Genomic DNA, 17,522 nt, shown 5'->3' with positions numbered 1-17,522 from the left:
GCTTAAAGGCCAAGGCCAAGGCCAAGGCCAAGGCCAAGGCCAAGGCGAAAGCAGCGTAGCGATGCTACCAGGCATGAACGCAACGCCCTCGCATCCTTGCTTACTTACCCCTTGCTCCTGGCCGAAGGCCTATCCCGTATTACGCAGCCCCGCCGCAATGCCCGCCATGGTCACCATCAGCGCCCGCGAGAGATCGGCGCTTATCGCCCCGTCGGCGTCGCGGTTACGCTGCAGCAGTTCCGCCTGCAGGCCGTGCAGCGGGTCGATATAAGGGTTGCGCACCGCAATCGCCTGGTGGATGAGCGGCGTCTTCTCCAGCAGTTCTTCCTGCTCGAGTATCTCCAGCAGAACTCCGTTGAGACGTTCGAAGCGGTCGCGCAGGCGCAGGCCCAGCGCCTTGAGGGACGGCTCGTCGACCAGGCGATGCTCGTAGTAGGCGGCGATACCCACGTCGGCCTTGGCCAGCAGCATCTCCAGCATGTCCAGATAGGTACCGAAGAAGGGCCAGCGATCCCGCATCTCCTGAAGCACCTCACGGCCGCCCTCCTCCTCGAGGCGCGTGGCGAAGGCCTCACCGCTGCCCAGCCAGGCCGGCAACATCAGCCGGATCTGGGTCCAGGCGAAGATCCAGGGGATCGCTCGCAGGGTCTCCACCCCGCCGTCCTGGCGGCGCTTGGTAGGCCGTGAACCCAGTGGCAGTCGTCCCAGCGAGCCCTCCGGGGTCACCGCCCGGAAGTAGGGCACGAAGTCGGGATCCTCCCGCACCACTCCCACATAGGCGCCATGGGCGATCTCGGCCAGGCGGTCCATCTCCTCACGCCACTGGGGCTCCGGATCCGGTGGCGGCAGCAGGGTCGCCTCCAGCACCGCACAGGCGTAGATCTCCATGGAGCGCAAGGCGATCTCCGGCTGGCCGAACTTGAAGCGGATCATCTCGCCCTGCTCGGTTACCCGCAGGCTGCCGTTCACCGAGCCTGGCGGCTGGGAGAGGATAGCGGCATGGGCGGGGCCACCACCGCGCCCCACGGTGCCACCGCGACCGTGGAACAGGGTCAGGTCGACTTCGTATCGGCGACACACCGCCACCAGGCTCTCCTGGGCGCGGTACTGGGCCCAGGCGGCGGCCAGTTGGCCGGCATCCTTGGCCGAGTCCGAGTAACCGATCATCACCTCCTGGCGATCCCCGGCGTGACGACGGTAGCCGGGCAGCGCCAGCAGCCGGTCGATCACCTCGCCGGAATGGTTGAGATCGTCGAGGGTCTCGAACAGCGGCGCGATGGGCAGCTTGACCTCGCCCCCCACCTCCTTCATCAGCAGCGCCACAGCCAGAACGTCGGAGGGTTGTGCCGCCATGGAGATGATATAGGTGCCCAGCGCCTCAGGCTGCTCGGCGGCGATCACCCTGAAGGTATCAACCACTTCCCGGGACTCCGGCGAGCACTCCCAGCGACGCGGAATCAGCGGCCGTCGCGAGGCGAGCTCCTCGAGCAGGAAGGATTGCCGCTGCTCCTCGCTCCATTCACGATAGTGCCCGAGCCCCAGGCCATCGGTAAGCTCCTCCATCACCTGGGCATGGCGCCCCGCCTCCTGGCGGATATCGAGCTTGGTCAGGGTGACCCCGAACACCGCGACCCGGCGCAGGGTGTCGAGCAGCACGCCGTTGGCGATGGTGTCGAGCCCCACGTCGCAGAGCGAACGGTAGCAGGCAAGCAGGGGCGCATAGAGCTGGTCACGACTCTCGATGATCGGGCCGCCGTCGTAGGGCTTGCCGTCGAGGCTCGCCTTTGCCCAGTCGCGAGTTGCCTCGACCCGCGCCAGCAGCCGGCGCAGCAGCTCGCGATAGGGCTCCGCCGCATCGCCGACCTCGGCCTTCAGGGCACTGTTGGCCTTCCACATGGAGAGCTCCGCCTTGAGCTGCTCAAGGTCTCTCAGATAGAGGTCGGCCGCCATCCAGCGCCCCAGCAGGAGCACCTCGCGGGTCACCCGGGAGGTGACATTGGGGTTGCCATCACGATCGCCGCCCATCCATGACGCGAAGCGGATCGGCGCGGCGTCCAACGGCAGGCGCTCACCGGCGGTCTCCAGCAGCAGGTTGTCCAGGTCGCGATGGAAGTCGGGCACCGCCTGCCACAGTGAGTTCTCGATCACCGCGAAGCCCCACTTGGCCTCATCTACCGGGGAGGGCCTCTCATGACGAATCTCGTCGGTATGCCACGCCTGGCTGATCAGCTCCTCGAGGCGCCCCTTGGCCCGGGCACCTCGTTCGGGATAATCCGCCGAGGACTCGATGGCGGTCAGGCAGTCGTCGATGGCGTCGTACTTCTGGATCAGGGTCCGCCGGATGACCTCGGTGGGATGGGCGGTGAGCACCAGCTCGACCCGCATGCCGGCCAGGCTTTCCACCAGCTTGCGCGGCGAGTTGCCGGCACGACGTGCCCGCTCCACCAGTTCCGACAGCACCGGCTGGGTGCCCGGGCGGTAGTCCTCCACGCGGCGGAAGCGCGCCCGGTAGTGCTGCTCGGCGATGTTGGCCAGGTTGAGGAACTGGTTGAACGCCCGCGTCACCGGCAGCAGGTCGCGGTCGGGCAGGCCGCGCAGGTAGTCGATCAGCTCACGCTGGGCCGCTTCGTCGCCCTGGCGACCGCGCTTGGCGAAGCCACGGATCGCCTCGATCCGGTCGACGAAACCATGGCCCAGATGGTCGGCGATGGTGCGTCCCAGGCTGTCACCCAGGATACGGACGTTGTCGCGCAGGGATTCGTGTAGATCGTGGCTCATTGCCGTGACTCTCCGGGGATGGCGGTGACGTTGTTATCGATATCGTCGGTGGCGTCCGAATGCCGGACTTCGGTGCGCTTGGCGGCCTGCCAGTGACGCTCCATGGTGTCGAGGTCGGCAGCATCGGGGCTGCCACCTTCGGCGGCCAGGGCAGCCTCCACGTGACGGAAGCGACGCTCGAACTTGGCGTTGGTGGCGCGCAGGCACTGCTCCGGGTCGGCCTTGAGGGTGCGGGCGAGGTTGGTCACCGCGAACAGCAGGTCACCGACCTCCTCGGCGGCGTGGTCCCGATCACCCGCGGCCAGCGCCTCCTCCACCTCGTCGAGTTCCTCGCGGATCTTGGCGATCACTCCGCGGGAGTCGGGCCAGTCGAAGCCCACCCGGGCGGCACGCTTCGAGAGCTTGGCGGCGCGGGAAAGGGCCGGCAGCGTGCGCGGGACATCATCCAGAACCGAAGCCGCGGCGCTATCCAGAACCGAAGCCGCGGCGCTATCCAGCACCGACGCCGAGCCAGACGCCGATGCGCCCGCTCCCTGGGCAGCCCGCGCGGCGCGCTCCTCGGCCTTGAGCACCTCCCAGCGGGAGTGGACCTGACGCTGCTCGATCTCCGCGGCAGAAACGCCCGGCGGGCGCCGCGAGGCCAGGGTGCCGTCGGGGAAGACATGGGGGTGGCGGCGCAGCATCTTGGCGGTCAGGGTATCCACGACGTCGTGGAAATCGAAGCGCCCCTCCTCCTCGCCAAAGCGGGCGTAGTAGACCACCTGGAAGAGCAGGTCGCCGAGCTCGCCGGGCAACTCGTCCCAGGCGCGCCTCTCGATGGCGTCGGCAACCTCGTAAGCCTCCTCCAGGGTGTGCGGCACGATGGAGTCCCACCCCTGGGCGAGGTCCCAGGGGCAGCCCTGCTCGGGGTCGCGCAGCACCGCCATCAGGGTCAGCAGCTCCTCCAGGGAGTGGCGATGGCTCATGATCTGCGCTCCTTCTTCCTGCCCTTGCGGCCGCCACCGCCGGCGCCGCTGCGCAGGCGCCGCACCTCGATGACATTGGAGAGCTGCTGGATGCGCGAGAAGAGTCGCCCCAGGGTCTCCAGGCCATCCACCTCCACGGTGATCTGCAGGCGAGCGATGCCGTCGTCGCTGTCGGTGAGGGTGTTCACCGCCAGCACGTTGACCTTCTCGTTGCCGAGCACCCCGGTGACGTCGCGCAGCAGGCCGGAGCGGTCCCAGGCCTGCACCTCGATATTGACCGGATACTGGGTACGGGCCCGCTCGCCCCACTCCACCTCGATGATGCGCTGGGGCTCGTCGAGGCGCAGCTGGAGGATGTTGGGGCAGTCCTGACGATGGACCGTGACGCCGCGCCCCTGGGTGATGAAGCCGACGATCGGCTCCCCGGGCACCGGGTGGCAGCAGTTGGCCATGCTGGTCTTGAGGTTGCCGACCCCGAGCACGGTGATATCGCTCTGTGCCCCCTTGGCCGGAGAACGCCTGGGTTTGGCCAGCAGGCGCTCGAGCTGCTCCTGGTCGTCGTTCTCGCCGAACAGCTGCTGGGCCTGATGCAGCACCTGGCCAATGCGCAGATCGCCCGCCCCCAGCGCCGCGTACATGTCATCCGGGCTCTGGTAGTTGACCTTGCGGGCCAGGGTATCGAGGTCCATGTCCTCGAGGTCGAGGCGCTTCATCTCGCGCTCGAACAGCCCACGCCCCTCCTCGAGGTTCTGGTCGCGGGCCTGGTGCTTGAACCAGGCCTGGATCTTGGCGCGGGCACGGGAGGTACGCACATAGCCCAGGCTCGGGTTGAGCCAGTCGCGGCTGGGGCCTCCCTTGCTGGCGGTGAGGATCTCCACCTGCTGGCCGGTCTTGAGCCGGTAGGTGAGCGGCACGATACGGCCGTTGACCTTGGCACCCCGGCAGCGATGACCCACCTCGGTGTGCACCCGGTAGGCGAAGTCGATGGGGGTGGCGATGCGCGGCAGGTCGATGACATGGCCGTCGGGTGTGAAGACATAGATGCGATCCGGGGCGACGTCGCTGTTGAGCCCCTCGCGCAGGTCGCCGAAGTCGCCGACCTCCTCCTGCCACTCCAGCACCTGGCGCAACCAGGCGATCTTCTCCTCGTAGCTACTGCTCTTGGCCCTGGTATCGTGGCCCTTGTAGCGCCAGTGGGCACACACCCCGAGCTCCGCCTCCTCGTGCATGGCGAAGGTGCGAATCTGGATCTCCAGCACCTTGTTCTCGGGTCCGATCACCGCCGTATGCAGCGACTGGTAGCCGTTCTTCTTGGGGTTGGCGATGTAGTCGTCGAACTCGTTGGGCACGTGGTGCCAGCGCGAATGCACCAGTCCCAGCACGGTGTAGCAGTCGGCCACCTCGGGCACCAGGATGCGCACCGCGCGGATATCGTGGACCTGGGAGAAGTCGATGCGCTTGCGCTTCATCTTCCGCCAGATCGAGTAGATGTGCTTGGCCCGACCTTCGACGTCATAGCGGTTGATGCCCTGGGCTTCGAGCAGCGCCTTGAGGGTGTCGACCACATCGGCGATGTAGCGGTCGCGATCCAGGCGCTTCTCGGCCAGCTGGCGGGCGATGGCCTTGTAGTCGTCCTCGTGGAGGTAGCGGAAGGAGAGGTCCTCCAGCTCCCACTTGAGGTGACCGATGCCCAGGCGATGCGCCAGGGGCGCATAGATGTCGAACACCTCACGGGCCACGCGCAGCTGCTTCTCGCGAGGGGCATCCCTGACCTGGCGCAGCGCACAGGTGCGCTCGGCGATCTTGATCAGCGCCACGCGCACGTCATCGATCATGTTGACCAGCATCTTGCGCAGGTTGTCCTGCTGGTCATGCTGGCTCATCTCGTGGCTGGGCAGCTGAGTGGCACTGATCGCCGCCATCTGCAGCACGCCGTCGATCAGGCTGGCCACCTCACCGCCGAACTGCTTGGCGACCGCCTCCAGGCCGATCAGCCCCTCGCGAACCGCGCGATAGAGCACGGCGGCCTCGAGTACCGCCTGGTCGAGCTTGAGCTCTCCCAGGATATCGGCCATCTCCAGGCCCATGCGAAAGCTGGAGCCATCCGCCAGCCAGTCGCGATGGGGCCGCTCCGACTCGCGGTCCAGTCGCTCGGCGAGGCGGCAGGCCTCGACCATCCTGGCCGGGTCGCGCAGCCTGACGTCCTCCTGCAGGCGCGCCACCCACAGGTCGATATCCACACGCCCCGACGCGGTGAGAGGCTGGTCCTCACGGACTTTAACCATCGGCTGATGCTCCTTGCCGCTGCTGCTGAGCCCGTGAATGCTCGAACAGCAGCATCGATTCCAGGTGTGAGGTGTGCACGAACATGTCGGCCACGGCGATACGCGTGACCCGATACCCCCCATGCACGAGGTGTGCCACATCCCGGGCCAGGGTGGCCGGATCACAGGAGACATAGAGCACCCGCGGGACCGGCGCAGCCACCAGCGCCCGTGCGGCCTCCGCGGCACCGTCTCGCGGCGGGTCGAGCACCACCACCTCGGGTCGGACCTCCGCGAGCAGCGCCGCCACGGCGCCCTCCTGCGCCAGATCGGCCTGACGCGCCGCGACCGACAGGGCCGTTTCCCGAGCGTTGGCCAGGACATTGCGCTCCAGGCGCTCGACCATGGCCGGGCTGCCCTCCACCGCGGTCACCCGAGCCCCGGCGGAGGCCAGCGGCAGGCTGAAGTTGCCGACCCCGGCGAAGAGGTCGAGCAGCGCGGCGCCCTCGAGGGCGCCCAGCCACTCGAGGGCGGTTGTGACCATCTGCCGGTTGACCTCGGCATTGGCCTGCAGGAAGTCACCCGGCGAGAAGCCCAGGGTCAGCTCGCCGGCGGCCCCCGGCACACGACAGCTCAGCGCCGGTGCTGGGGTCAGCCACTCGAGCACGGGGGCGTCGCGTCCCGACAGCCAGGCCAGGTGTACCCCGTGCTCGACGCCGAATGCACGCCAGGCCTCGCGATCCGCGGTGTTCTCCTTCAGCTGACGCACCACCAGGGTGGTGCCCTGGTCGCTGGCCAGCAACGCCAGGTGCCCCACCTGGCGTGGCGCCTGGAGCGATGCTACCTGACGGTGCAGGGGAACCAGCAGCGCCTCTAGCGCCGGCACCAGGATGGTGCAGTGCTCGATATCTACCAGGCGGTGCGTATGCCGCGCCCGGAAGCCCAGGTGGAGCTGGCCCTCGGCATCAATCTTCACCCCCAGCCGCGCACGCCGGCGATAGCCCTGGCTGGCGCCGGCCAGCAACTCGGGCTCGCCGTCGATCTCGATGCCCTGACGGGCCAGCAGGTCGATGAGCACCGCCTGCTTGTGGCGACGCTGGTCGGGTACCGCCAGGTGCTGGAGGTCGCAGCCGCCACAGCGGGCATAGTACGCGCAGGGCGGGTCGACACGCTGCGGCGAGGGTTCGAGCACCTCACGCACATGAGCCTCGTCGAAGCGCTTGCGGGTGCGATGGACCGCCACCTCGACGCGCTCGCCGGGCAGCGCCCCCTCGACGAACAGCGCCTTGCCGGCGGCATCGTGGGCCAGCCCCCGGCCGTCATGGGCCAGGCGCTCGATCCGCAGGCCCGGCGCCTCACCGTGTTCCAGCGCCTTGGCCGCCGTCCTGGCGTCTGCCTGACGGCCCTGCAGGCCGGAGACCCCCGACCGCTCACGGCGCGGCCGCCGCTTGCCCAGCATCGCCATGGTTCAGGCCTCCGGGGCGAACAGGCCGGTGGAGAGGTAGCGGTCGCCGCGGTCGCAGACGATGAACACGATCACCGCATCCTCCACCTGTTCGGCGACGCGCAGGGCACCGGCCAGGGCGCCACCGGAGCTGACGCCGGCCAGGATGCCCTCTTCCTGGGCCAGGCGGCGCATATGCACCTCGGCCTCGCGCTGGCCGATATCGAGTACCCGATCGACGCGACTGGCATCGAAGATGCTCGGCAGGTACTCCGCCGGCCAGCGACGGATGCCGGCGATGCTGGCGCCATCCTCGGGCTGCAGGCCAATGATCTCGACCCCGGGATTGCGCTCCTTGAGCGCCTGGGAGACGCCCATGATGGTGCCGGTGGTGCCCATGGAACTGATGAAGTGGGTCACCGTGCCGCCGGTCTGCTCCCAGATTTCCGGGCCGGTGCCGCGGTAGTGAGAGAGCGGGTTGTCGGGGTTGGCGAACTGGTCCAGCCGCTTGCCTTCGCCGCGGGCGAGCATCGCCTCGGCGACGTCGCGAGCCTCCTCCATGCCGCCCTCCTTGCTGACCGTGATCAGCCTGGCGCCATAGGCGGCCATGCACTGCTTGCGCTCCTCCGAGGCGTTCTCGGGCATGATCAGCACCATGCGATAGCCCTTGATGGCCGCGGCCATGGCCAGCGCGATGCCGGTATTGCCCGAGGTGGCCTCGATCAGGGTGTCACCCGGCACAATCTCGCCGCGAGCCTCCGCCTGCTCGAGCATCGAGAGGGCCGGACGATCCTTTACCGAGCCCGCCGGATTGTTGCCCTCGAGCTTGGCCAGCAGCACATTGTTGCGGCCGGCGCCGATCCGCTTGAGGCGCACCAGCGGAGTGTGGCCGACAATCTCCTCGATGGTGGGAAAATGCATGCAAGCATCCTTCTCTAAAGGTATTTTCAACATTATATCCGCGTGGCTCCGGGGTGGACAGGCATCCTCGGCCGCGTGGCATTTGGTGTCATCCCTACCCGAGAGTTCCCATGTCACTGAAGCTGCGCCTGCTGTTGATCGCCCTGGTACTGCCCCTGCTGCTGATGGTCAGCGTGGCGCTTATCACTCTGCCCCTGCACCGCGGACAGCATGAGGCGCGGTTTGAGGCGGAACTGGCAAGGGCCGTGGGTCTGATCGAGCCCGGCCTGACGGCCGCACTGCAGGACAATGACACTCAAGCCCTGGAAGCGGGCGCCGGCCGTCTGCTGGATCTCAGGGAGGTCAGGGCCGTGGCGGTGGTCGATGCCGGCGGCACGCCACGCGTGGAGATCGGGCGCCTCGAGACGGGCGTGACCCTCGACGACGCGCCGGGGTGGCAGCGTCATGGCGACGGCCACTGGCGACTGAGCACCCCCCTCGATGGCAGCGGCGAACGCCTGGTCATGGATATCGACGCCAGCGGGCTGCTCCTCGAGCACTACCGACAGCTGGCGGGTGCCGGCCTGCTGCTGTTGCTGGGTGCGGGCGTGCTGGGGCTGGCCACGAGCGTCAGCTATCGGCGCCTGCAACGCCCCCTCGAGGAGATCGATGCCACCCTGGAACGCCTGACCCGCGGCAAGCCTGTACGCCCTCTGCCCCCCTCGCCCACCGAGCTACCTCCCCTGGGCAGCCGTATCAATACGCTGGCCACGCGACTGGAGGAGGCCCGCGAGGAGATGCAGCGCCAGATCGCCCAGGCCACCGCGGAACTCGAGGAGTCGATGGAGACCGTCGAGGTCCAGAACATGCAGCTCGACCTGGCCCATCGGCGCGCCGTGGAAGCCAACCGGGTGAAGTCGGAGTTTCTGGCCAACATGAGTCATGAGATCCGCACCCCGCTCAACGGTATCGTGGGCTTCTGTCGGCTGCTGGGCCGTTCACCACTGGATGCACGGCAGCAGGAGTGGCTGGAGCACGTCAACCGTGCCTGCGGCAACCTGCTGCTGCTGGTCAATGACGTGCTCGACTACTCCAGGCTCGAGGCGGGCCGGCTGGAGCTCGAGCGGCTGCCGGTAGAGATGGTGGAGCTGGTCGACGAGGTACTGGCCCTGCAAGCCCCCACGGCCCAGCAGAAGGGACTGGAACTGGTCGGCATGGTCTATGACGACGTGCCGACGATACTGCATGGCGACCCCATGCGCATCCGCCAGCTGTTGACCAACCTGGTGAACAATGCGGTGAAATTCACCGAGCGCGGCGAGGTCCTGGTGCGCGTCATGGTGGAGGAAACCGAGCCCGGCCGGGTCACCCTGCGCGTCAGCGTGTCGGACACCGGCATCGGCCTGTCGGCGGAGCACTGCCGCGGGCTGTTCGATGCCTTCCAGCAGGCGGCCCCGAGCCACTCGCGGGAGTTCGGCGGCAGCGGGCTGGGGCTCTCCATCTGCCGCCAGCTGGTGGAGCAGATGGGCGGTGAGATCGGGGTGGAGAGCGAGCCGGGACACGGCAGCACCTTCACCTTCACCCTGCCACTGGCCGGCGAAACCGGAACAGAGCGGCCAGCGGAGCTGCATCTGGCGGGGGCGAGTATCCTGCTGGAGGAACCGCACCCGGCCACGCGGCGTGCCCTGCAGTACCTCCTACGGCGCTGGGGAGCCAGGGCACTGGACGCCAAGGCGTCGGCCTCTTCTTCGGCCAGCCTACTGGTGGCCAGCCTGGGTGCCCCGCCCTACTCCTCCGAGCAGCTGCGCCACTGGCGCGAACGCCTCGCCGAGCTGCCCTGTCCGGCCCTGCTGCTGTGCACCGCCAGTCCGCTGGACTTCCCCGACCTGGCGCTGCCCCATGGCGGAGAGATCCTGGCCAAGCCGGTGACCCGACATACCCTGGCCGACGCCATCGAGCGACTGTTGCCCCGGAAGCAGGACGCCTCCGGTAGCGGCGACGCATCGAGCGGCCCCGACACCCGCCTGCACCTGCTCGCCGTGGACGACAACGACGCCAACCGCCGGCTGATGAGCGAACTGCTGGCCGGCCCCGGCATGGAAGTCACCCTGGCCAGCAGCGGTGAGCAGGCCGTGGCCCTGGGGCGCCGGCAGCAATTCGACCTGGTGCTGATGGATATCCGCATGCCGGGCATGGACGGCATCGAGGCGAGCCACGCGCTGCGTCATCTCGGGGAGGCATGGAGCCGCACGCCGATCGTCGCCGTGACTGCTCATGCCCTGCAGGACGAGCGTCGACGCCTGCTGGCCAGTGGCCTGGATGACGTACTGGTCAAGCCCCTGGACGCCGAGGAGTTGGCCACCCTGCTGACTCGCCATCTGGGCAGAGCGCCCGAGCATCTCACGGCACCGCTCACCAGCCGCACCGCCCCGCCGGACCAGCCCCCGGGCTCGGAGCTGCGCGCGGTGGATCTGTCGTTGGGCACGGACCTGGCCGGCGGCCGGGAATCGCTGGCCCGACAGCTGCTTGACCAGTTGATCGACTCCCTCGACGAGGGCGAAGCCACGATACGTCGTGCCCACGCCGAGCAGGATGACGAGGCGCTACTGGACGCGATTCACGCCCTCAATGGCGCCTGCCGCTACTGCGGTGCGCCGCGTCTGGGGCTGCTTGCCGAGACCATGGAGACCCGCCTGAGAACCCGCGGGCGCGAGGCCGTGACACCACTGCTGGAGGACCTGTTCAGCGCCATGGGGGAGCTGCGCCGCTGGCGTAGCGAGCATCCCCTGGACCCTCACCCCTCCAGCACCACGAAGGCCACCGCGAACTCCACCTCGTCGGATAGCGACAGGTGAGTGGCACGCACCCCGGCGGCTCGCGCCAGTTCGTGGGCCTTGCCGGCGAGCAGCAGCGAGGGCCTGCCGAGGGTGTCATTGACCACCTGGATCTCGGTCCAGCGCATGCCGTTCCTGAGGCCGGTACCCAGCGCCTTGACGAAGGCCTCCTTGGCCGCGAAGCGCTTGGCCAGGAAGGCCGCGGGCCGGACCTGCTCGTTGAGCCGCTCGCGCTCCAGCTCCCCCAGCAGGCGCCCCGCCAGGCGTTCGCCCCGGCGTGACAGGGCGGCCTCGAAGCGCGCCACCCTGGCAATATCGGTACCGATCCCCAGAATCATCGCTCAGTGCACGCGGTCGTCGTGGTCGTGCGCATGCTCGTGGTCATGGTCATGCTCCTCGAGGGCGGCGACGAAGCCCGCCTCCTGGCCGGCGATCGCCAGGCGCTTCATCTCCGCCACCGCCTCCTTCAGGCCCACGAACAGCGCGCGGGCGATGATGGCGTGGCCGATATTGAGCTCATGGATACCCGGGATGGCGGCCACTGCCTCGACGTTATGGTAGTGCAGCCCGTGCCCCGCATTGACGGTCAGGCCCAGCTCCATGGCCATCTCGGCAGCCGCCGAGAGCCGCGCATGCTCGCGGGCTGCCGCGTCTCTCGTGGCCTCGGCGTAACCCCCGGTATGCAGTTCGACGACCGGGGCACCGGCCTTGGCGGCGGCTTCGATCTGGGCAGGCTCCGGGTCGATGAACAGCGACACCTCGCAGCCCGCGGCGGCCAGGCGGCGGCAGGCGGTGCGGATCGTCTCGAAGCCTCCCACCACGTCGAGGCCGCCCTCGGTAGTGAGCTCCTCGCGCTTCTCGGGCACCAGGCAGACGTGTGCCGGGCGCACCTCCTCGGCCAGGGCGATCATCTCCTCGGTCACCGCCATCTCGAGGTTCATGCGGGTGTTGAGCACCTCGGCCAGCAGGCGCACATCGCGCTCCTGGATATGCCGGCGGTCCTCGCGCAGGTGGACGGTGATCCCATCGGCGCCGGCCTCCTCCGCGAGCAGCGCCGCCTGGACCGGGTCCGGGTAGCGGGTACCACGGGCCTGACGCAGGGTGGCGATGTGGTCGATATTGACGCCGAGAAGGATACGGGGGGGATGCATGAATGGCTCCAGGAGTGTCAAAGAGTCAGCAGGAAGTCACGCTTGATAGATAGCCGTGATCACGGGGCTGATCCGGCGGCCAAAACGAGAGTCGCAAGAAAGCAATCAGTGTGAACCGCCCCTGCGTCGCTCGGCAAGCTGGCGCATCAGCTCCCGGGAGCGCAGTGGGCGAGCGCCCAGCAGCGGTGCCAGGGCGGCGCGGGCCACCGCCTTGGCAGGCCCGGCGAGCCCGGGTGCGGCCCAGTCGCCGGCGGCGAGCAGGCGCAGGGTGCGCCCGTCGAGGCCCGGCTGACCGGGTCGGAAGGCGCAGCTGGTGGCGTCATAGACATAACGTGCCTGAGGGTCGAGTTCGCCACCCTCGGCGTCGATGAAGCGCGGAGCGGCATCCAGCGCCTCGAGCAGCGAGAACTCCAGGCAGCGCAGGGCACCGGCGCGGGAGTCGGGCCGCGGCAGCGCCTCGAGCAGCGACGTATAGAAGGCGAAGACCTCGGCCACCGGAAGTTCCACCGGCAGCGCGCGTGTCAGCAACTCGTTGGCATAGAGGCCGCACAGCAGCCCCTCCCCGGCCAGCAGCGCCACCGCGCCGCGGCTCTCCATCAGCCGCAGTCGCTTGAGCTCACCCTCGCCCACCCAGGTCACATGCAGCGGAGCGAACGGCTGCAACCGGCCGCGGGAGCGTGAGCCGGGGCGCTGTACACCCTGGGCCACGGCCCGCACCCGCCCGTGGTGCAGCGTCAGCAGCTCCACCAGAGCACTCGCCTCTCGGTAGGGCCGCTTATGCAGCAGGAACGCCGGTTCGGGGGTCATTCAGTCGAGGTCGTAACCCAGGCTCTTCAGCGCCCGCTCGTCATCGGACCAGCCGCGCTTGACCTTGACCCAGAGGTTGAGCATTACCTTGGCGCCCAGGGCACGCTCCATGTCGAGCCTCGCCTCGCGACCGATGCTCTTGATGCGTTCGCCGTTCTCGCCGATGAGGATCTTCTTCTGCCCCTGGCGCTCGACCAGGATCAGGGCGCTGATATGCACCACCCTGCCCTCGTCGCGGAACTCCTCGATCTCCACGGTCATCTGGTAGGGCAGCTCGTCGCCGAGTTGGCGCATGACCTTCTCACGCACCAGCTCCGCGGCCAGGAAACGCTGGCTCTTGTCGGTGATCTGGTCTTCGGGGAAGAAATGCACGCTCTCCGGCAGGTGCTTGGCGACCTCGGCCTCGAGCTCCGGCACGTTGGTACCGTGCTTGGCGGAGATCGGCACGATGGCGGCAAAATCACGGCGTGCCCCCACCGACTCCAGCCAGGGCAGCAGTTCCGCCTTGTCCTTGAGGCGGTCGACCTTGTTGACGGCCAGGATCACCGGCGCCTCCACATGCTCGAGACGCTGCAGAACCACCTGGTCCTCCTCGCTCCAGCGGGTGCGGTCGATGATGAAGACCACGCAGTCGACGTCGCGCAGGGCCTGGGTGGCCGCCTGGTTCATGAAGCGGTTGATCGCCTTGTTGCGATCGCGGGCCATGATATGGATGCCAGGGGTGTCGACGTAGATGAACTGGGCCTCCCCCTCGGTCTTGATGCCCATCACCTGGTGGCGAGTGGTCTGGGGCCGCCGAGAGGTGATCGAGACCTTCTGGCCGAGGATACGGTTCATCAGCGTGGACTTGCCGACGTTGGGACGGCCGACGATGGCCACGAATCCACAGGTCTGGGTCATGACCGGACTCCTTTCGGCTCGAGTTGCTTCAGGGCCATCTCGGCGGCCTGCTGCTCGGCATGCCGGCGGCTGGAGCCGATGCCAGTGGTGTGCTTCTCCAGCAACTCCACGTGGCACTCCACGGTGAAGGTCTGGGCATGGGCCTCGCCTTCCACGCTGACCACCTCGTAGCGCGGCAGCGGTACCTGGCGCGACTGCAGGAACTCCTGAAGCCGCGTCTTGGGGTCCTTCTGGGTATCCTGCAGGCTGATCTCCTCGAGCCGCGTGGCATACCAGGAGAGTATCCGGGCGCGCACCGCCTCCATGCCGGCGTCCAGATAGATGGCACCGATGATGGCTTCGACGGCGTCGGCAAGGATCGACTCGCGGCGGTGCCCGCCGCTCTTCATCTCCCCGGAGCCGAGGCGCAGGTGCTCGCCGAAGCCCATCTCACGGGCCAGTTCGGCCAGGGTCTGACCCTTGACCAGGCGTGCGCGCAGGCGGGAGAGCTGCCCCTCCCGGGCCTCGGGGAAGCGCCGGAACAGGGCCTCGGCGATGACGAAGTTGACGATGGAGTCACCCAGGAACTCGAGGCGCTCATTGTTCTGGCCACCGAAGCTGCGGTGGGTCATGGCAAGCTCGAGCAGCGAGTCGTCGCCGAAGTCGTGGCCGAGACGTCGGCTGAAGGCGTTGAGGGTTTGGCTCACGAAAATCCTGTTGTCTGTTTCTGTCGTCTGATTCTGAGTGTGCAAGGCACGGTCAGTGGATGCGCCGCATGCTGGTGAAGCTGGGCAGGCCGCCGTCCCAGTGCATCCAGACGGCGAAGGCACGACCCACCACGTTGTCCTCCGGCACGAAGCCCCAATAGCGGCTGTCGTTGGAGTGGTCGCGGTTGTCGCCCATGGTGAAATAGTGGCCGTCCGGCACGACCAGTTCGCGCATCTGGGGTCCCGGATCCCGGGGATTATTGTAGATGCGGTGCTCCACCTCGCCCAGCTGCTCGGCGAGCATCAGCTCACCGGGTGCCTTGGCCGGCCCCTCGGCCAGCAGCGCCTTGGGCACCGCCTCGCCATTGATGTAGAGCTGCTTGCCCTCATAGCGGATGCGATCGCCCGGCAGTCCCACCACGCGCTTGATGAAGTTGACCGATGGCTCGCTGGGGAAGCGGAACACCATGACATCGCCACGCTCGGGCTCGCCCAGGTCGAGGATCTCGGTATGCACCACCGGCAGGCGCAGCCCGTAGGCAAACTTGTTGACCAGGATGAAGTCACCGATCTCCAGGGTCGGGCGCATGGAGCCGGAGGGGATCTGGAACGGCTCCACCACGAAGCTTCGCAGCACCAACACCACCAGCAAGACGGGGAAGAAGGAGCGGGCGTAGTCCACCGGCCACGGCTCCTTCAGCACCTGCTCCCGGGCATGGGGCGTCAAGCCTTCGGTAGTGCCGGCCTCGGCGGCCTGCAGCGACTGGCGGCGCGCCGGACGCCACCAGATAAGGTTGAGCAGGGTGATCACGCCGGTGACGGCGACGGCGATCACCAGCAGCAGTGAGAAGTCCATGGCAGTTGTTTGTCCCTGGCTGGTGGAATCAGTCGTTGACCCGGAGCACGGCGAGGAAGGCGTCCTGGGGAATTTCGACCCGACCGACCTGCTTCATGCGCTTCTTGCCCGCTTTCTGCTTCTCGAGCAGCTTCTTCTTGCGGGAGACATCGCCCCCATAGCACTTGGCGGTGACGTTCTTGCGCAGCGCCTTGACGGTGGAGCGGGCCACCACCTGGCCGCCGATGGCCGCCTGGATCGCCACGTCGAACATCTGGCGCGGAATCAGCTCCTTCATCTTCTCGACCAGCAGGCGACCACGGGAGTGAGCATGATCGCGATGGATGATCACCGCCAGGGCATCGACCTTGTCGCCGTTGATCAGCACATCCAGGCGCACCAGCTTGGCGGCCTCGAAGCGCTCGAAGTTGTATTCCAGCGAGGCATAGCCCTTGGAGATCGACTTCAGGCGATCGAAGAAGTCCATCACCACCTCGCTCATCGGCAGCTCGTAGGTGAGCTGGATCTGGCTGCCCAGGAACTGCATGTCCTTCTGGGTGCCGCGGCGCTGCTCACACTCGGTGATGACGTTGCCGACGAACTCCTGGGGCACCAGGATGCTGGCACGCACGATGGGCTCGCGCATCTCCTCGACGTCGGCCATGTCGGGCAGCTTGGAGGGGTTGGCGACGTAGATCACCTCGCCATTCTTGAGCGCCAACTCATACACCACGGTGGGCGCCGTGGTCAGCAGGTCCAGGTCATACTCGCGCTCGAGACGCTCCTGGATGATCTCCATGTGCAGGGTGCCGAGGAAGCCGACCCGGAAGCCGAAGCCCAGGGCATCGGAGTTTTCCGGCTCGTACTCCAGGGAGGCGTCGTTGAGTGCCAGCTTCTCCAGGGCGTCGCGGAAGTCCTCGTAGTCGTCGGCACTGACCGGGAACATGCCGGCATAGACCTGGGGCTTGACCTTCTGGAAGCCGGGCAGGCGCGCCACATCCGGGGTCTTGGTGTGGGTGATGGTGTCACCCACCGGTGCCCCCTGGATCTCCTTGATGCCGGCGACGATGAAGCCCACCTCGCCCGCACGCAGCACACCGGTCTCCTTGCGCTGGGGCGTGAAGATGCCTACCTCGTTGACCTGCCAGTCGCGACCGGTGGACTTGATGCGGATCTTCTCGCCCTTCTTCAGGGTGCCATCGAAGATCCGCACCAGCGAGACCACGCCCAGGTAGTTGTCGAACCAGGAGTCGATGATCAGGGCCTGCAGCTGACCCTCGGGATCTCCCTTGGGCGGCGGGATATCACGCACCAGCCGCTCGAGCAGCGCATCGATGCCCATCCCGCTCTTGGCCGAGACCTGGCAAGCGTCGGTGGCGTCCAGGCCGATGATCTCCTCGATCTCGTGGGAGACCTTGTCGGGGTCGGCCTGGGGCAGGTCCATCTTGTTGAGCACCGGCAGCACCTCGAGGCCCTGCTCGATGGCGGTGTAACAGTTGGCCACCGACTGCGCCTCGACGCCCTGGCCCGCATCCACCACCAGCAGCGCCCCCTCGCAGGCGTACAGCGAACGCGACACCTCGTAGGAGAAGTCGACGTGCCCGGGAGTGTCGATGAAGTTGAGCTGGTAGGTATTGCCATCCGGCGAGTGGTAGTCGAGCGTCACCGACTGCGCCTTGATGGTGATGCCCCGCTCACGCTCCAGGTCCATGGAGTCGAGCACCTGCTCCTTGAGCTCGCGTTCGGTCAGACCGCCGCAGGTCTGGATCAACCGGTCGGCCAGCGTGGACTTGCCATGGTCGATATGCGCGATGATCGAGAAGTTGCGGATATGCTTGAGCTTGTCGGAGGAGGTGTCTTGGGACATCGATGGACTTCTACCTGATGGGGTTCGGGCCGGGGCCGAGCAGAGCAGCGCTGGCCGGCGGCCAGGATAGGCGCATTGTACCGGGATGCTG

At 67.5% G+C, this 17,522-nt stretch carries 13 protein-coding genes; 1 reads left to right on the top strand and 12 read right to left on the bottom strand.

The annotated features are described in order from the left end of the window. Nucleotides 1-129: 129 nt before the first annotated feature. The 5 genes from ppc to cysM are packed head-to-tail and all read right to left on the bottom strand — an operon-like array spanning nt 130 to nt 8,372. Entirely contained in the window at nt 130-2,778 is a 2,649-nt protein-coding gene (gene ppc / locus GRB96_RS03115) for a phosphoenolpyruvate carboxylase (protein WP_161430416.1), read from the bottom strand. Continuing rightward, complete coding sequence (gene mazG, locus GRB96_RS03110) at nt 2,775-3,743, bottom strand: nucleoside triphosphate pyrophosphohydrolase (RefSeq protein ID WP_161430414.1); 969 nt, start codon at nt 3,741-3,743, stop codon at nt 2,775-2,777. Before mazG ends, ppc begins: the two co-directional genes overlap by 4 nt. Beyond that, nucleotides 3,740-6,028, bottom strand: coding sequence for a GTP diphosphokinase (relA, locus tag GRB96_RS03105; RefSeq protein ID WP_161430412.1), 2,289 nt, complete (start codon nt 6,026-6,028; stop codon nt 3,740-3,742). Before relA ends, mazG begins: the two co-directional genes overlap by 4 nt. After that, nucleotides 6,021-7,472, bottom strand: a complete 1,452-nt coding sequence (locus GRB96_RS03100) for a TRAM domain-containing protein (RefSeq protein ID WP_161430410.1) — start codon at nt 7,470-7,472, stop codon at nt 6,021-6,023. Before GRB96_RS03100 ends, relA begins: the two co-directional genes overlap by 8 nt. A gap of 3 nt (nt 7,473-7,475) precedes the next feature. Then, nucleotides 7,476-8,372 carry a cysteine synthase CysM gene (cysM, locus tag GRB96_RS03095; RefSeq protein ID WP_161430408.1) on the bottom strand — a complete coding sequence of 299 codons (897 nt, stop codon included), beginning with the start codon at nt 8,370-8,372 and terminating at the stop codon, nt 7,476-7,478. A gap of 110 nt (nt 8,373-8,482) precedes the next feature. On the opposite strand from cysM, the gene GRB96_RS03090 reads away from it, so the two are divergent. Next, nucleotides 8,483-11,206: an ATP-binding protein gene (locus GRB96_RS03090; RefSeq protein WP_161430405.1), complete on the top strand. Its 2,724-nt coding sequence runs from the start codon at nt 8,483-8,485 to the stop codon at nt 11,204-11,206. Here the strand turns inward: GRB96_RS03090 and GRB96_RS03085 are convergent. From GRB96_RS03085 to lepA, 7 genes are all read right to left on the bottom strand, one after another. Further along, on the bottom strand, nt 11,146-11,523 hold the full coding sequence (locus GRB96_RS03085; RefSeq protein WP_161430404.1) for a holo-ACP synthase: 378 nt from the start codon (nt 11,521-11,523) through the stop codon (nt 11,146-11,148). The two genes, GRB96_RS03090 and GRB96_RS03085, sit on opposite strands and share 61 nt — an antisense overlap. Before the next feature lie 3 nt (nt 11,524-11,526). Beyond that, nucleotides 11,527-12,336, bottom strand: coding sequence for a pyridoxine 5'-phosphate synthase (gene pdxJ, locus GRB96_RS03080; protein WP_161430402.1), 810 nt, complete (start codon nt 12,334-12,336; stop codon nt 11,527-11,529). A gap of 105 nt (nt 12,337-12,441) precedes the next feature. Next, the gene (recO, locus tag GRB96_RS03075) at nt 12,442-13,143 is read right to left on the bottom strand and encodes a DNA repair protein RecO (RefSeq protein WP_161430400.1); all 702 of its coding nucleotides are present in this window, start codon (nt 13,141-13,143) and stop codon (nt 12,442-12,444) included. After that, nucleotides 13,144-14,043, bottom strand: coding sequence for a GTPase Era (gene era, locus GRB96_RS03070; protein WP_161430398.1), 900 nt, complete (start codon nt 14,041-14,043; stop codon nt 13,144-13,146). Next, the gene (rnc, locus tag GRB96_RS03065; RefSeq protein WP_161430397.1) at nt 14,040-14,729 is read right to left on the bottom strand and encodes a ribonuclease III; all 690 of its coding nucleotides are present in this window, start codon (nt 14,727-14,729) and stop codon (nt 14,040-14,042) included. Before rnc ends, era begins: the two co-directional genes overlap by 4 nt. Before the next feature lie 52 nt (nt 14,730-14,781). Then, nucleotides 14,782-15,585 carry a signal peptidase I gene (gene lepB, locus GRB96_RS03060; protein WP_161430396.1) on the bottom strand — a complete coding sequence of 268 codons (804 nt, stop codon included), beginning with the start codon at nt 15,583-15,585 and terminating at the stop codon, nt 14,782-14,784. 28 nt (nt 15,586-15,613) lie between these two features. Beyond that, entirely contained in the window at nt 15,614-17,431 is a 1,818-nt protein-coding gene (lepA, locus tag GRB96_RS03055) for a translation elongation factor 4 (protein ID WP_161430395.1), read from the bottom strand. Between the last annotated feature and the right edge of the window lie 91 nt (nt 17,432-17,522).

It is taken from the genome of Halomonas alimentaria, from assembly GCF_009902005.1.
In the GTDB taxonomy this organism is placed as follows: Bacteria; Pseudomonadota; Gammaproteobacteria; order Pseudomonadales; family Halomonadaceae; genus Halomonas; species Halomonas alimentaria.
This window is presented reverse-complemented; position numbering and strand designations above follow the sequence as displayed.

Excerpts from the sequence above, each read along its gene's own strand:
- ppc (WP_161430416.1), bottom strand. The coding sequence starts at position 2,778 with ATGAGCCACGATCTACACGAATCCCTGCGCGACAACGTCCGTATCCTG.
- mazG (WP_161430414.1), bottom strand. The coding sequence starts at position 3,743 with ATGAGCCATCGCCACTCCCTGGAGGAGCTGCTGACCCTGATGGCGGTG.
- relA (WP_161430412.1), bottom strand. The coding sequence starts at position 6,028 with ATGGTTAAAGTCCGTGAGGACCAGCCTCTCACCGCGTCGGGGCGTGTG.
- GRB96_RS03100 (WP_161430410.1), bottom strand. The coding sequence starts at position 7,472 with ATGGCGATGCTGGGCAAGCGGCGGCCGCGCCGTGAGCGGTCGGGGGTC.
- cysM (WP_161430408.1), bottom strand. The coding sequence starts at position 8,372 with ATGCATTTTCCCACCATCGAGGAGATTGTCGGCCACACTCCGCTGGTG.
- GRB96_RS03090 (WP_161430405.1), top strand. The coding sequence starts at position 8,483 with ATGTCACTGAAGCTGCGCCTGCTGTTGATCGCCCTGGTACTGCCCCTG.
- GRB96_RS03085 (WP_161430404.1), bottom strand. The coding sequence starts at position 11,523 with ATGATTCTGGGGATCGGTACCGATATTGCCAGGGTGGCGCGCTTCGAG.
- pdxJ (WP_161430402.1), bottom strand. The coding sequence starts at position 12,336 with ATGCATCCCCCCCGTATCCTTCTCGGCGTCAATATCGACCACATCGCC.
- recO (WP_161430400.1), bottom strand. The coding sequence starts at position 13,143 with ATGACCCCCGAACCGGCGTTCCTGCTGCATAAGCGGCCCTACCGAGAG.
- era (WP_161430398.1), bottom strand. The coding sequence starts at position 14,043 with ATGACCCAGACCTGTGGATTCGTGGCCATCGTCGGCCGTCCCAACGTC.
- lepB (WP_161430396.1), bottom strand. The coding sequence starts at position 15,585 with ATGGACTTCTCACTGCTGCTGGTGATCGCCGTCGCCGTCACCGGCGTG.
- lepA (WP_161430395.1), bottom strand. The coding sequence starts at position 17,431 with ATGTCCCAAGACACCTCCTCCGACAAGCTCAAGCATATCCGCAACTTC.